Annotated in this window: 14 protein-coding genes; all 14 read right to left on the bottom strand. The window is 56.5% G+C overall.

Features of this window, described 5'->3' with window-relative positions; all coding sequences use genetic code 11:
• Window positions 1-76: 76 nt before the first annotated feature.
• Complete coding sequence (locus tag MJ257_RS23235; RefSeq protein WP_240271487.1) at window positions 77-1147, bottom strand: glycosyltransferase; 1071 nt, start codon at window positions 1145-1147, stop codon at window positions 77-79.
• Between the two features lie 17 nt (window positions 1148-1164).
• Window positions 1165-2151: a polysaccharide biosynthesis protein gene (locus MJ257_RS23230; protein WP_240271486.1), complete on the bottom strand. Its 987-nt coding sequence runs from the start codon at window positions 2149-2151 to the stop codon at window positions 1165-1167.
• Window positions 2152-2178: 27 nt separating this feature from the next.
• Complete coding sequence (locus MJ257_RS23225; RefSeq protein WP_240271485.1) at window positions 2179-2799, bottom strand: UDP binding domain-containing protein; 621 nt, start codon at window positions 2797-2799, stop codon at window positions 2179-2181.
• Window positions 2741-3355, bottom strand: coding sequence for a nucleotide sugar dehydrogenase (locus tag MJ257_RS23220; RefSeq protein ID WP_240271484.1), 615 nt, complete (start codon window positions 3353-3355; stop codon window positions 2741-2743). The genes MJ257_RS23225 and MJ257_RS23220 overlap by 59 nt, the downstream gene beginning before the upstream one ends.
• Window positions 3356-3405: 50 nt before the next feature.
• Window positions 3406-4311, bottom strand: coding sequence for a glycosyltransferase family protein (locus MJ257_RS23215; RefSeq protein WP_240271489.1), 906 nt, complete (start codon window positions 4309-4311; stop codon window positions 3406-3408).
• 112 nt (window positions 4312-4423) lie between these two features.
• The gene (locus tag MJ257_RS23210) at window positions 4424-4831 is read right to left on the bottom strand and encodes a hypothetical protein (protein ID WP_240271483.1); all 408 of its coding nucleotides are present in this window, start codon (window positions 4829-4831) and stop codon (window positions 4424-4426) included.
• 124 nt (window positions 4832-4955) lie between these two features.
• The gene (locus tag MJ257_RS23205; protein ID WP_240271482.1) at window positions 4956-5666 is read right to left on the bottom strand and encodes a glycosyltransferase; all 711 of its coding nucleotides are present in this window, start codon (window positions 5664-5666) and stop codon (window positions 4956-4958) included.
• Window positions 5663-6595: an NAD-dependent epimerase/dehydratase family protein gene (locus MJ257_RS23200; protein WP_240271481.1), complete on the bottom strand. Its 933-nt coding sequence runs from the start codon at window positions 6593-6595 to the stop codon at window positions 5663-5665. Before MJ257_RS23200 ends, MJ257_RS23205 begins: the two co-directional genes overlap by 4 nt.
• Complete coding sequence (locus MJ257_RS23195) at window positions 6588-7418, bottom strand: SDR family oxidoreductase (RefSeq protein WP_240271480.1); 831 nt, start codon at window positions 7416-7418, stop codon at window positions 6588-6590. Before MJ257_RS23195 ends, MJ257_RS23200 begins: the two co-directional genes overlap by 8 nt.
• Window positions 7415-8401 carry a polysaccharide biosynthesis protein gene (locus MJ257_RS23190; RefSeq protein WP_240271479.1) on the bottom strand — a complete coding sequence of 329 codons (987 nt, stop codon included), beginning with the start codon at window positions 8399-8401 and terminating at the stop codon, window positions 7415-7417. Before MJ257_RS23190 ends, MJ257_RS23195 begins: the two co-directional genes overlap by 4 nt.
• Window positions 8394-9485, bottom strand: coding sequence for a non-hydrolyzing UDP-N-acetylglucosamine 2-epimerase (gene wecB, locus MJ257_RS23185; RefSeq protein ID WP_240271478.1), 1092 nt, complete (start codon window positions 9483-9485; stop codon window positions 8394-8396). The genes MJ257_RS23190 and wecB overlap by 8 nt, the downstream gene beginning before the upstream one ends.
• A 4-nt stretch (window positions 9486-9489) precedes the next feature.
• Window positions 9490-10995 (bottom strand): glycosyltransferase family 4 protein, encoded by a 1506-nt coding sequence (locus MJ257_RS23180; protein WP_240271477.1) that lies wholly within the window; start codon window positions 10993-10995, stop codon window positions 9490-9492.
• A 63-nt stretch (window positions 10996-11058) separates the two neighbouring features.
• Entirely contained in the window at window positions 11059-12183 is a 1125-nt protein-coding gene (locus MJ257_RS23175) for a CgeB family protein (RefSeq protein ID WP_240271476.1), read from the bottom strand.
• Window positions 12184-12215: 32 nt separating this feature from the next.
• Window positions 12216-13301 (bottom strand): CgeB family protein, encoded by a 1086-nt coding sequence (locus MJ257_RS23170; protein WP_240271475.1) that lies wholly within the window; start codon window positions 13299-13301, stop codon window positions 12216-12218.
• Between the last annotated feature and the right edge of the window lie 138 nt (window positions 13302-13439).

Genomic DNA, 13439 nt, shown 5'->3' with positions numbered 1-13439 from the left:
ACTAGAAAAACGTCAAAGAACCTCCAGAGAGCTGGAGGTTCTTTGCTCGGCAATTTTTTTGCTAAAAATACATATACTATTGGGGAGACGCCGCTTCCAAAGCCAACTTCAGTTTTCTTTCATTTTCAAGAAGACCCGGATCGTCCGGCAAATATCGAAGCGCTTCCCGGTTATGCTCATACGCCTTGGCCAAATGGCCGAGCCGGGCATAACACAGACATAACCGGCTATGGGGGAGCCATGTCCGGGAAGCAGCATGTACGACGGCCGTCCAACTGCCGCCGTTGGCATTCTGCAGCGCCTGGACATACCAATAAATGGCCATGGCCCATTCCTGGCGTTCTTCCATGCATTTGCCGATGGCGCAGCAGATCTCCGGCTGCGGGATATCAAACCGGAACGATTGCAGCAAGACTTCCAGCTTCTCCCGTTCGCGTCCCAAATACCCGTAACAGTCGGCTAAACGGGCACAAGCCAGAACCTGATCATCCCGGTTCGCCTTGGGATCGAGGAGGAACTCCGCGAAATGCCGTGCCGCTTCCTCATATCGCCCGCAATCGGCCAATTCGCACGCCAGATGGAAGCGCAAGCGGCCTTCCAGGACGCCGCCGGAAGCCAAATAATGTTCGATGATCTGCAAATTCCGTCCGGAATGGCCCTCGCCTCCGCGATGGGTCACGGCGATATCCGTCAAAAGCTGCTTCCCTCCCGCGACATCCAGATACTCGTGTACGATGCCGATCCAGCGATAGTTCCGGCTTCGCTTGACCAACCGGTTCCGTCGCGTAAAAGCCAAGGCCTCTCCGGTCTGCTCCTGTTCGCGGAGCACGTAATTCATCAGGACCGCGTCGATGTCGGAGGTCAATTCTTGCTTTAACCGAAGAAACTTAACGCGGTTGGGTTCGGTAAAAATATCGTCGGCATCCATCCAGAGAACATACTCGCAGGTAGCCAGGGAAAAGGCGAAATTCCGTGCGGCGGCAAAGTCCTCCCGCCAGGCGAACTCAAAGACCTTGGCCCCGAATTCCGCGGCCACCTCCTTGGTGCGGTCGGTCGATCCCGTATCGACGATGACCATTTCGTCCACCATATCGACGACAGAGCCCAGGCACACGGGTAAACGGGTCTCTTCGTTTTTGACGATCATGCATAAGCTGATGGTGATCAGGTCAGGAACCCTCCCTCCCGCAACAACTCGGCAACCTCCGCTTTATCGAGCAAGGACGCATTGGAATGGTATTCGGAGAACAGATCGCGCGGGAGGTTGGAATAATGGGCCATAAGCTCCTTGGAACCGGGAGGAAGGATGACGTAATACTGATCGCTATACTTCAGCGTATAGGGAGCTTCGTATCGGGAGACTAACACCTCATGCAGCTTCTCCCCGGGGCGAATGCCAATTTCCTTCACAGGGACGTTATGTCCGAGATAGTGCTCCGCAAGCACTTCGGCGATATCGACAATGCGGCAAGCCTTCATTTTCATCACGAACGTTTCCCCGCCAATCGCCGTTGTGGCCGCTTTGAGGAGCAGATCGATCGCCTGGGACAAAGTCAGGAAGAAACGAGTCATCTCCCGAACCGTAAGGGTTAAATCTTTCCCTTCCCGCAGTTGGTTGATGAACAGCGGGACGACGCTGCCGTTTGTCCCCAGCACGTTCCCCCCGCGGATGCAAGTAAACCGGGTATGTTCGCTTAAATCGTTCGCGCGGATCATCAGCTTCTCCCCGATGGCTTTGGTCATTCCGTACGTATTCGTCGGGTCCACCGCTTTGTCGGTAGATACGTCGATCACTTTGATGACCTTATGCGCGATACTCGCCCGAATGATATTCTCCGTTCCGAGCACGTTGGTCTTGAGCGCTTCTTCCGGCTGGAATTCGCAAACCGGCACATGTTTTAGCGCTGCCAGATGAAAGACATAGTCGACTCCTTTACAAGCCGCCTCCACCGCAGCATAATCCCGGACATCGCCGATCAGATACCGCAAAGAGGCATGCCCGCTAAATTCCCGCTGCATCAGAACCTGAGCGTATTCGTTTCTCGAAAAAATGCGAATCTCCCGTGGCCCCTCTTGCAACAGTCTCCTCGTCAGCATTTTCCCCCAGGATCCGGTTCCTCCGGTAATTAAGACAATCTTATCTCTGAACATCTGTTTACCTTCCTTTCGTGACTATAGTCATCGCGAAAATCCGTTTTGTGCGGATCCTGATTTTCCGCCGCCTAGCGTAACAATTCGGGCTTTGCCTTGAAGACCGGCGGACGCATTTCGCGTATCGAACACGAATGGCGCGTGCTCCACGACATCCTCCAGCGGCAATCCGCGGTGATGGACCGCCAGAACCACGCCATCCGAGGAGGCCAAGCGCTCCTCCTTTAACTCCACCGAAAGCAGCTTAACGCCGCCGATCTTCACCTCCGGAATCAGCGGGTCATGATACTCGACCTTCGCTCCTGCATCCATCAGTAGACGGATCAGTTCGAGCACGCTCGATTCGCGGATATCGGCAACGTCCTCTTTAAACGTAATGCCGATCACCAAAATCCGCTTGCCGACTAAAGAGGAAGCGTTCAATTCCTCCTGCAGCCGCGAAACGATGTACGCCGGCATCTCGCGGTTAATCCGCGAACTGATCTCGATAAACGAACTGGCCACCCCCATCTGCTGCGCTTTCCATTGCAGGTAGATCGGATCCACCGGGATGCAATGTCCGCCGACGCCGGGACCGGGATAAAATGCTTTAAAACCAAACGGCTTGGACGAGGCCGCCTCCACCACTTCCCAAACATTGATTCCCAATTGAAGCGGCGGTGACGCCGCTAACGATTTTGGGGATATCCCGCAGCGGGTAGCGGCGGCTTCCGGGATTCACCCGTTCCGGTGAAAACCCGACAAAAAAATCCGTCCCCGGGTGAAGACCGCTTTTTTGCAGAAGCGGCAAAATCACCTCCCGGGTAGTTCCGGGGTAAGTTGAGCTTTCCAACGCGACCAATTGCCCGGGCTGGAGATGTTCCCCGATTTTTTCCGCGGCATCGATCAGGTAGGTCATGTCCGGTACATGCTGATCCGTCAACGGGGTCGGCACGCAAATAATGACCGCTTCTGCGCTCGCGATCCCGCCGAAATCCGAAGTTACCGTCAATCGCTGGGCATCGGCATATCGTTTGATTTTCTCATCAGGAACGTCCGCGATGTAACTGCGTCCCGATCGCAAAAGCCGTAATTTCTCTTCGTCCTTGTCGAGGCCGATGACGCGAAAACCCTGGTCCAGATACGTTTCGGCCAAAGGCAGACCGACATAGCCCATACCGACGATGGCGATGATCCGTGACAAAATCCATCTCCCCTTTCGCATGAAGTTTGATCGTAAGGACGATCCTTGCGCCTTTTTCGCTTTGGCGGAAATTACCCGACGATGGAACCGATCATCTGGAGAAGCTGTAGGGTGCGGACGGAAGTTGTATGTTTCTCCCGGACGAACGCATAACCTTGCCGGCTGATCTTGACCCGCAGCGATTCGTTGTTCGGATGCAGATAGAAATGGATTTTGGCTAGAAAATCCCGCTCCGTTACGGCCACATAATGTACGCCGGACCTGAATCCGAGTGCGCGCAAATCGGCATTGTCGGAAGCGAGCAGCAGCGTGTTGCAAGCGGGCACCTCAAAGTACTTCCGCAGCGGATAGTGGTAGATCGAATCGCAGGTCAGGAAGGTCTTGGCCCGGTTCACTTCCAGCGCAAAGCCGCGCGCCACGAGCGCCTGGGCATCGGATCCGAAGTTCGTATAACCGGGATGATAATGGGATACGAAGCCGGGATGCCCGGTCAGAGCCGTCTTCATCTTATGGCGGAGCGGGTACACCTTCGGGTTGGACGCTCCCATGAACAGGACGTCGATGTTCTTCCGGCGGCGATAATCCCGAAACACGGTAGGCTCCACGAAATGGGGGAGCCAAAGCAGACGACCCTTGAACTCGGGGAATCGCTCCCGGAACGCTTGCCGGTACATCACAAAAATGTTCGCGGAGGGAAACCGTCGCAGGAACTCTCGTCGCTGCTCCGACTTAGCGTGAAGATCATGCATGATCATGCCCCAAGGCATCTTCAATTGGGCGAGCCCCTGAACCGGAGGGCAATAGGAGGCATGAAACATGTCGTTAAACAGAACGAAATCGGGCTGAAAGGGAGCTCGCTTTAGAATCGCCCGCATCTCTCCGCCTCTATAGTCCAATGCCAAATCGGCATGTTTTCGCAGTTCCGATTGCATGTAATGAAAATTTCGTTCCAAATATTGACTGAAGTCCTTTGTCACGAACAAGATTTTTAGGCGCTTCATCCCTTCAAGTCCTTTTCTGTCAATGCTCAGATTGGATTTAGCAGAAAACCTGCCCGGGACACCCCGAGGCAGGTTTTCTGGGCATAACCTAACCCTGTTGGGCAATGCCTGTAAAAGCTTCAGGACCGTTGCGAACAGCCGTGGTTGCCCCGGAAATAAAGGACGTATAAACAGTTTCCGGAGCGGCCGGAGCCAGGAGCTCGGCGGCTACGAAAGACGTGACTTCTGTCGACACGGCGTTGCTGACGACGCCGTCGAGCGTATAGATGACGTTGGCAGGAGCGTACGTTGCACCGCGAACAATCTCGATCGTAAACGTATCGCCAACGTCTCCCAGAATACCGACGACCCCTTGCAGAATGACGATTGGATTCGGAACGTTTTGTGTTTGCAGGCCGATAATCCCGAACAAAGCGGGAGTATCCGTAAGCGGAGTCCCTGGGAAACCGGGTTGGTTGGAGTTCACGGAGCTTCTGGCATCAAGAAAGACACCCATCTCTTAATCACCACCTTCTTGTAATCTAGTACAGGTTATGATCAGAGGACAGTTTTGGTATAGACAACTTGATCAAGATACCCGCTTATTTTAATCTCCTCCCCGACAGGATTCGCCGGATGCGTTAAGAAGTGGCTATGAGATGGGTCAGCGCATCACGGTAGCGGTTCTGGAGGAAGCCGATCTCCGCCGAGATCGCCGCTTGATGGCGCAGCGTCCCCATTCCCGAATGGCGCCGGTAAGAAATGAGCGGTACGTTCAAATAAGGAAAAGCGGTGCGAGACAGCAGCACCCGGTGCCACAAATCGTAATCGTGCGTGTACGGCAGGGCTTCGTCAAACAAACCTACGCGCTCGATCAAGCTGCGGCGGATCATGACGGTACAGCCATTCACCGGATTACCGCTGTATAACGTGTTCGCCAGTTCCCGCATCCCCAAGGGCTGCATACCGGCATTGTATTGGGTGACTCGTCCATACTCATCGATATAATGAAAATTAGTATGGGAAATTTCAGCGCCTTGCTCCCGCATGAAATTCAACTGAACCGCGACCTTCTCAGGCGCAAACAGATCGTCCGAGCTAAGCCAGGCGATATACTCTCCGGAAGCGTGGCGGATTCCGTGGTTGAGGGCGGAGGCGGTTCCCCCGTTGGCTTTGCCCAGATAATAGACATGCCCGCGGTAAGGAGCGATCCGCTCCGCGTGCATGGTCGAACCGTCATCGACGATGATGATCTCCGTATGCGGGTACGTTTGGCTCAGAGCGCTTTGCACCGCCTGTTCAATATAAGGACAGTTGTAAAACGGAATAATGATGCTTACGCGTGGATTCATAATGATGCGGTCCCCTCCTTGCGAAAATAATCCAGTACCTCCTGCAGCGATTGTTCCCAGGCCAAGACGGGTCGCCACCCCAGGGACCACAGCGCTTGGGGAAGAAGCGGTTCGGCTTGAAGAAGCTTCTCCTTTCCTGACGGGGAGCCGACCTCTATTTTTAAGTCCGCGGTTTTCGTCAGGAGCGAGATATCCTTCGCCAGCTCGGCCAGGCTCCGTTCCCGCCCCGAGCAAACCGGGTACACCTCGCCCACCTCGCCTTGGCGCAGCAGCAATTCATAAGCGTCCACCGCATCGCGCACGTCGAGGAAATCGCGCCGGGCGTCCGCCGCGGACAACAGGAAGGGGGGAGGGGACTCCCCTCGCTCCAGGCGGACGATATGCCGGGCGAGCAGAGAGCAGATTCCCGTGGACGGCCCCGCTCCGATCAAGTTGCCCGGCTCGGCGATCATCACGCCAAGCCGGAACAATTTTCCCCAGGCCAATGCGGCAGCCTCTTGCAGCGATTTGCTTAATCCGTAAGGATGGGTCGGGTAAATCGGGCTCTCCAGCCCGAACTTGAGGCGCGAGCCGGCTACGAGTATGCGGGTATCCCCCAAACCGAAAGCCTGCAAGGCATCCAGCAAGTACAGAGTCGTCATGACATTGCTTTCGATATAGAGGAGCGGCTCGGCCCAGGAATCCGGCACCGAGTTCTTGCCTCCTAAATGCAACACGTATTGCGGCCGGATCCGGTCGATGATGCGTTTAACCCCCGCTTTGTCCGTCAAATCGCAGACGAGGTACTGTACCCCTTCGATGGAAGGCAGTCCGGCTTCGCTTCTCACTGAGGCAAAGACCTTGTATCCTTTGGCGGCAAAACGGCGGCTCGCGTGGCGGCCGGTAAAACCGCCTCCTCCCGTGATGAGGACCGCCGCCCCGTCACCCATGCCGTCTCATCCATTCGGCCATCTCCTCCAGCATTTGCCGGAATGGGGGAAGGGGAACCGCCGCCTCCGGGCGGGTGTTCACCAGCGTCCGATCGAGTGCCGGACCGTCGTCCGGTTCGATCTCGATGTCGGTTTTCCCCCAGATTTCCCGAAAGAGATGAAGCATCTCGTATTTGCTGACGACTTCCGGATGAGCCAGATGAATCAAGCCGGACACCGGGCGATCCAGCAGCCAATCGATCGTTTGGGCAAGCTGCACCGTGGTCACCCCGTTCCATTTCACCCGGCGATACCCGGATACCTTACCCTCCTGGCTCATAAACCAATGGAATAAACCGATGCCCTGACGGCGAATCTCCGGTCCGATGATCGAGGTGCGGATCGTTAAATGTCCTTCGTCCCGCACCTCGCCGAGCGCCTTGGTCAAGGCGTACGTCGTTACGCCGTCGGGCTGATCGTCTTCCCGATAACTGCCGCGGTCGCCGAGAAAGACGCAGTCCGTGCTGATGTGAATCAGGCGCGCGCCCGTTTTATCCGCCAAATGACGCAGCCGATGGGGCAGAAATCCATTGATGTGGTAGGCCATAATTTTGTCGTGGTCGGCGAACTGGTTCAGCACCCCAACCGCATTGATGATCACGTCCGGCCGAACGAGTTGAACCGCTTGGTCAACGGCGACGATATCACCGGCATCCAGAATCAGCGAGCCTGGGTCGCCGGAATCGCGCGAGGTATAAAACACCTGGTGTTCTCCTTGCTCGCGAAAATGCCGCACCAGGACATGGCCCGCCATCCCGTGACCCCCGAGGATCAGCATCTTCATGAGAGAAATCCTCCTTTATCCAGCATGTTGCGGATTTCTTCCTTGCTCATCTGCTCATGCTCGGAACTCAGCTCGCCCAAAGCGACCAACGGCAAATGACCGTACCGATCCTTCAAGCCCGCGATGTCCAGAACAGGTAAAATCACCAGATACTCCTTGTCATATACCACGGTCGTCCGGCTCTCGTATTCGCTGAGCAGCAGCTCGTGAATCCGTTCCCCGGGCCGAATCCCCGACTCTACGATCGTTACGTCCGATTCGCCCGAATCCTCAATCAGCACCTCCGCCAGGTCCACGATCCGGCAGGTCGGCATCAGCATAACGAAAATCTCGCCGCCCACGCTTTCCATGGACGCCTTAAACAGTAGCTGAATCGCTTCCGGCATCGTCAGGAAAAATCGGGTCATTTCCAAATCGGTGATCCGGACCTCCTTCTTCTCGCGGATTTGCTGCTTGAACAGATGAATGACGCTGCCGTTGGTGCCCAACACGTTGCCGCCGCGGATGCACACAAACCGGGTTTCCTCCTGGAGCAGGTTGGCATACACGACCAGTTTTTCACCGATGGCTTTGGTCATCCCGTAGAAGTTGGACGGATTGGAGGCTTTATCGGTAGAGATATAGAGGACTTTCTTAACCTTGTTTTCGATGGCGGCTTCGATGACGTTTTGCGTACCGACCACATTCGTTTTCAGCGCTTCGCTGGGCTGTTCCTCGCATATCGGCACATGCTTCAAGGCCGCCAGATGGTAGACGAGGTCCACATTCCGGCAAGCTGCCGTCAGCGCTTCCTTATCGCGGATATCTCCGATGCGGAACGTCAGGCGCCCGTCGTCGAAAACGCGGCTCATGGCGACCTGGGCCGCCTCTCCCCGGGAATAAACGATGATCTCCTTCGGCTCCTGAGGGAGGAGCTGGCGGATCAGCTCGTATCCCCAGGACCCCGTCCCCCCGGTGACGAGAATGACTTGATCTTTAAACATTCAACTTCCCTCCAAGCACGAATTTGACCACTTTTTGCGAAACCTTCTCCTCCAGGTACCCTTCGGGACAAGGCCACGAGCGTTCCATTCCCGCCATCATCGCCGCCGCTTCGGCGATCCTGTGAGCATCCACGCCGGAAACGACGTTGCTGCCGCAATCGACGGTCTCCGGCCGCTCTGTTGTCCGACGGATCGTTACCGTGGGCACCTGCATGATGCAGCACTCCTCTTGTACCGTGCCGCTGTCCGTCAAGGCGCATAACGCATGCTTCTCCAGCTTCACGAAATCGAAGAACCCGAACGGCTCGTGAAATTCGACGAGTGGATGCATTTCGAGCCTCAAATCACGTTCAATCCGCGATCTCGTACGGGGGTGAATGCTGCATATCAGCCGCTTGGACGAGGCCTCCGCAACCCGGTTTAACCCTTCCATAATGGCATGCAGGGAAGCAGGCCGATCGACGTTCTCTGCCCGATGGGCCGTGACGAGATAATATTCTCCTTCTTTAAGGCCCAGCCGCTGTAGAATGTCGCTCGCTTCGATCTGCGGCTCGTAATGCCTCATCACTTCATAAATCGGGTTGCCGGTCAGCACGATACGGTTGCTCGGAACCCCCTCCGCGATCAAATGAGCTTTGCTCTGCGGGGTATAGGGCATATTGATGGTTGACACCGCATCGATGACTTTCCGGTTCTTCTCCTCGGGAACCTCCAGGTCAAAGCAGCGGTTGCCCGCTTCCATGTGGATTGCCGGGTAACCCAGCCGCTCGGCCAGCACGGCGCATAACGCACTGTTCGTATCCCCCAGCAGCAGCACGCGATCCGGGCGTTCCGCATCCAAAATCCGCTCCATCTGCGCGAACATCGCCGAAAGCTGGCTACCTAGCGTCGTTTGATGATCTTGAAAAATATAATCCGGTTGTCTCAACCCGAGCTCTTGGAAAAAAACATCACTGAGACTGGCCGTAAAATTCTGTCCCGTATGCACCAGCACATGGTTGTCGGCCCATTGGTCCAACAGCGGAATGATCCGGCTCAGCCGGATGATCTCCGGCCGGGTTCCCAAAATGGTCATGATCTTCACGGTCTCATCTCCTTGCAGACTTATGGCGTTTACGCACGCGTTTCATGCGGGCTCTTGCGATTCTCCGGCCGGGCTTGCGGCGCCGCCGGACCGGCTTGCGAACGCGACTCGCCGCGCCGTGCCGAGCGGACAAGCTTCGTCCGACGCCGGATCTTCTCCTGCGCAATCGCTTGGCTCGCTTCAGCTTGATCCTTCTATGGCGCCCAGCGGGGTTGGCGGACGCTGCGGGCGGAATTTCCCCGGTAGTCGCCTCAAGACCAGAACGGAAATCCTCGGTGCCCGGGGACGGCATGATCGGTACCGGTTCGGGCAAAGGTACCACGAAGCCCGAAAGCCCCTGCACGCGCTGAACCAGCCCTTGAAGCCGCAAATCGTAGGCTGCCGGGCCAAATGCAGCTTCCACCTCAACCCGGTTACGCTCCCCTACGCTGCGGACCAATTCCATGGAGGACAGCAGCTCCGCGCATTTTTCCGCGAGTCCGCCGCTGTCCCGCGTGGGCACCAGGTAAGCACCGCTGCCTACCGCCTCCAATATTTCTCGCAACCCGCCCGAAGCATAAGCGACGACCGGCTTGCCGAAGACCATGGCTTCCAGCGCCGTTAACCCGAACCCTTCAGGCAGAATCCCCGGGACGACGACGATATCCATCGCGCTAAAAGCGGATTCCACATGGTCTTCAAAGCTAACGAACACAAATCGGTGCGAATGCGGCGATCCCTGGACCGCTCGCTTTAGGTTCCGGTAATACTCTTGGTGAATCTCCGCGCCAACGACGACGAACTTCGCCGCTGCGAATCGGTCCGCCAGGCTCAGCGCCGCCGCGATGAAATGATCGGCCCCTTTCTCCGGGATCAGATAGGAAGAAATATAGCCCACCAGCACTTCCGACGACTTGACCTTCCACCCGGCCCTTTTATGCCAGCGCTGCGCCGGCCAAAGGTCGGGGTGGATATCCTCGGGATTCCAAGAAGGATACAGCAGCACGGTTTTATCCGCTGCCTGCCCTTCCAGGAATGGAGTCAGCACGGAATCGGAAATGCCGATAATCAGGTCGCTGTACCTATCGATCAGATTCACCGCCTCCGCGGTGAATTCATTGGACGCGATCACCTCCGTGATCTGCCAAATGACGGGAATACCCAGCTGTTTGGCAGCGATCGCCGGCGATACGTTGACGCTGGTATTCACCAGCACGGCATCCGGACGCTCTTCGTTCAGCAGCTCGATCGTGCGTTGCACCTGCTCGCTCCAGGCGATCGTATGGAACTCGCCGCTCAGGTTGGCATGCGGAGCGCACATGCCATAGAGCAGCCCGCTTTCGCACAGCAGGGTCCGGATCCCGTAACGTTTGGCCAACACCGACAAACTGCCCTGCCGGGGAACCACAATCGTACAGTCGTAGAAAGCCGATAGCTTCCTCGCATTAAACAACAATAGCTTCTCGGCACCGGTTACGTTCCTCGAATTGCACACATGCGAAAACAGCAGCAGCTTCTTCTTATCCGGCACGATTGCCCCTCCTTTGCTTGCGCTTTTTCCGGCCGCCCGGACCAAGCATCTTATCCGCTGTTATCACCCGAAGATCACAGACAACAGCTGATCTAACCGATTGGCATACGTATGATCCCGCAAGGTCCGATCCAGCGCCCGCAGGGCGATCTCCCGTCTTTCTTCCTCATGGGTCAGGTAATAACGCACCTTATCGACCAATTCCTCCGGCGAAGTGAAGGTCTCGATCTCTTCCCCGGGAAGGTAGAACGAAGCTAAGTCGTCGCGCGCGTCCACCAATTGGAGCGTGGCGCAGGCCGAAATCTCGAACGTCCGCGGATTGGGCGATGCCGCCGGGATCCCGGCTTGATTGTTGTTGACGTCCTCTTCGAACGGAGAACGGTGCAGATTCAGGACGATTTTCGATCCGCTGTATACCTCGGAGGTCTCCACCGGCCCCATCCATTTGCCCAGCTCGATCCGGTCCGCATAAGCCGGGAACTCGGGAAGCCGATCCCACCAGATTCCGTTGATCAATAAGCCTTGCTCCATCAAGGCAGGAAGGACCGGTTGAAGATAGATCACCCGGTTCCAATAGGCCGAGCCGATAAAGCTTAAATTGCGGCGATGTGGGGAGGGGATCAAGGTTGGCCGATAGTGCCCCGGAAACGCGGCGAACGGCAGATAATGCACCTGGCTGCAGCCGGCTGCGCGATAGGTATCGACGCAGTTCCGTTCGAGCGTAAATACATAGTCGTAATGAGAACTCAACGGAATCGTCAAGTCGGTGTAATAAGGATCATCCGTAAACCAAACGGCGGTCGGAACGCCCATGGCTCGCACGGCGCTCAAATGCTCCACGGGGAGCTCCAGCCCGTCGAGGGCGAGCAGCAGGTCGGGCTTATGCTGCGCTACCAAATCGGGAATCGGGTCTCCCGGCACAGCGGCGATCATCTCAGCGGTTAATGTGCGAAGCGTCGTTGTTACGGCATCGTCGAGCGGAGAGTAAGGGAACCCTTTCCCCGAGCTGACGTAAAGGACTTTCACTTTACGGACCGGAAAAGCCGGCCGTGGTTGATTCACGATATAGCTGGCCCTTCCCCTCAGATATCCCTCGGCATAGCCGTCGCGGAGCCCGTTGGTTCTTCCGCTCTCGGCCGGGCTCAAAACGGTCTGAATCGTATTGCCAGCCGCTTCCTCTGTGAACATAATGTCACTCCTTTTTGGGTTGGTTCTTGAAATTAGCTTTCAGCGACTGCGGCCAACAGACGACTGACCCGATCCGAATAGGTATGGACGGCCGTCGTCGTCCACAGCGAACGCCAAGCGATCAGACGACGTTCCTCCTCGTGCTCGAGGTAGTAACGGATTTTCGCCTCCAGCTCCACTTCATCCCGGAACGTCTCAATGTCGAAGCCCGGTTGGTAATAGGAGGCCAAATCGCTGCGGATGTCCGTAATCTGGAAAGCGCCGCAGCCGGCGATTTCATAGGTACGCGGATTGATCGATCCCCCCGGGGTGTCGCGTCCGTTCCGGTTATCCTGGCCAGCTTGCGTCGGCCGGTGGATGTTGAGCACGATTTTGGAGGCATTGTAGTAGCGAACCGTCTCCTCGACGGGAACCCAACCGGGGCGGATAAACCGCGACAATAGTTCGTAACGGGGCAGCCGGTCCCAGTGGAATCCGGCGATGAGCACCCGTTTATCCTGCAGGAACGAACTTAAGCGGTCGAACAAGGCGACCCGGTTCCAAAAAGCATTGCCGATGAAACACACGTCGTAGCGGTATTCCGGCAGGGCCGGAATCGGCCGAAATTGGTGCGGATTGGCGGCCAACGGAAGATGGTGAACGCTTCGAACTCCGAGTGACCGATACAGCGGTACGCATTCGATCTCGTGCGTAAACACCAAATCGTAGCTTAGGGCCAGCGTGATCGTGTCGTCGGTAAAGTAGGGGTCATCGACGAACCAAACGGCGGTTCGAATGCCCATCCCCCGAATTTGTTCCATTTGTGCGGCATGGTCGGGCGGAAAGACATGCAGCGAGTTCATCACCAGCACCAAATCGGGACGAAGGCGTTCGGCCTCCTGCAGCATCATTTCCGGGGTAGTGACGACACACTCCCGCGTCAGCTCCGTTAGCGCGGCTTGAACCCCCTCGTCAATCGCGTCGAACCCCTGGGGCACGTACAGCACCCTCAGGTCCACTTTCGTCCGGGTGAGCGGCGGAATTCGTTCGAGCACGGCCTGGCATCCGCCATACCGGATTCCTTCTGCGTATCCGGCCTGATAAGCCTCGCCGTACCGGTTTTCCTTGACGTTCTCCAAGGTTCTTCATCCTATCTTCGTGGAATTCAATCTTGCGTTTCCTGGGTCTTAATAAATATATGCTGAGGGGACACGTGCATCATGGACGACTACCCGCCTGCCTGATAAATTGGCGAATGCCGCCGTTCGCCGCGAATG

It is taken from the genome of Paenibacillus timonensis, from assembly GCF_022427145.1.
Classification (GTDB): Bacteria; Bacillota; Bacilli; order Paenibacillales; family Paenibacillaceae; genus Fontibacillus; species Fontibacillus timonensis.
Note: the sequence above shows the minus strand (reverse complement) of the source record. Positions and strands in the feature narration are given on the sequence as shown.

What these genes read in the sequence shown, in the direction of transcription:
- MJ257_RS23235 (WP_240271487.1), bottom strand. Translation starts at nt 1,147, where the DNA reads ATGATCGTCAAAAACGAAGAGACCCGTTTACCCGTGTGCCTGGGCTCT.
- MJ257_RS23230 (WP_240271486.1), bottom strand. Translation starts at nt 2,151, where the DNA reads ATGTTCAGAGATAAGATTGTCTTAATTACCGGAGGAACCGGATCCTGG.
- MJ257_RS23220 (WP_240271484.1), bottom strand. Translation starts at nt 3,355, where the DNA reads ATGCGAAAGGGGAGATGGATTTTGTCACGGATCATCGCCATCGTCGGT.
- MJ257_RS23210 (WP_240271483.1), bottom strand. Translation starts at nt 4,831, where the DNA reads ATGGGTGTCTTTCTTGATGCCAGAAGCTCCGTGAACTCCAACCAACCC.
- MJ257_RS23205 (WP_240271482.1), bottom strand. Translation starts at nt 5,666, where the DNA reads ATGAATCCACGCGTAAGCATCATTATTCCGTTTTACAACTGTCCTTAT.
- MJ257_RS23200 (WP_240271481.1), bottom strand. Translation starts at nt 6,595, where the DNA reads ATGGGTGACGGGGCGGCGGTCCTCATCACGGGAGGAGGCGGTTTTACC.
- MJ257_RS23195 (WP_240271480.1), bottom strand. Translation starts at nt 7,418, where the DNA reads ATGAAGATGCTGATCCTCGGGGGTCACGGGATGGCGGGCCATGTCCTG.
- MJ257_RS23190 (WP_240271479.1), bottom strand. Translation starts at nt 8,401, where the DNA reads ATGTTTAAAGATCAAGTCATTCTCGTCACCGGGGGGACGGGGTCCTGG.
- MJ257_RS23175 (WP_240271476.1), bottom strand. Translation starts at nt 12,183, where the DNA reads ATGTTCACAGAGGAAGCGGCTGGCAATACGATTCAGACCGTTTTGAGC.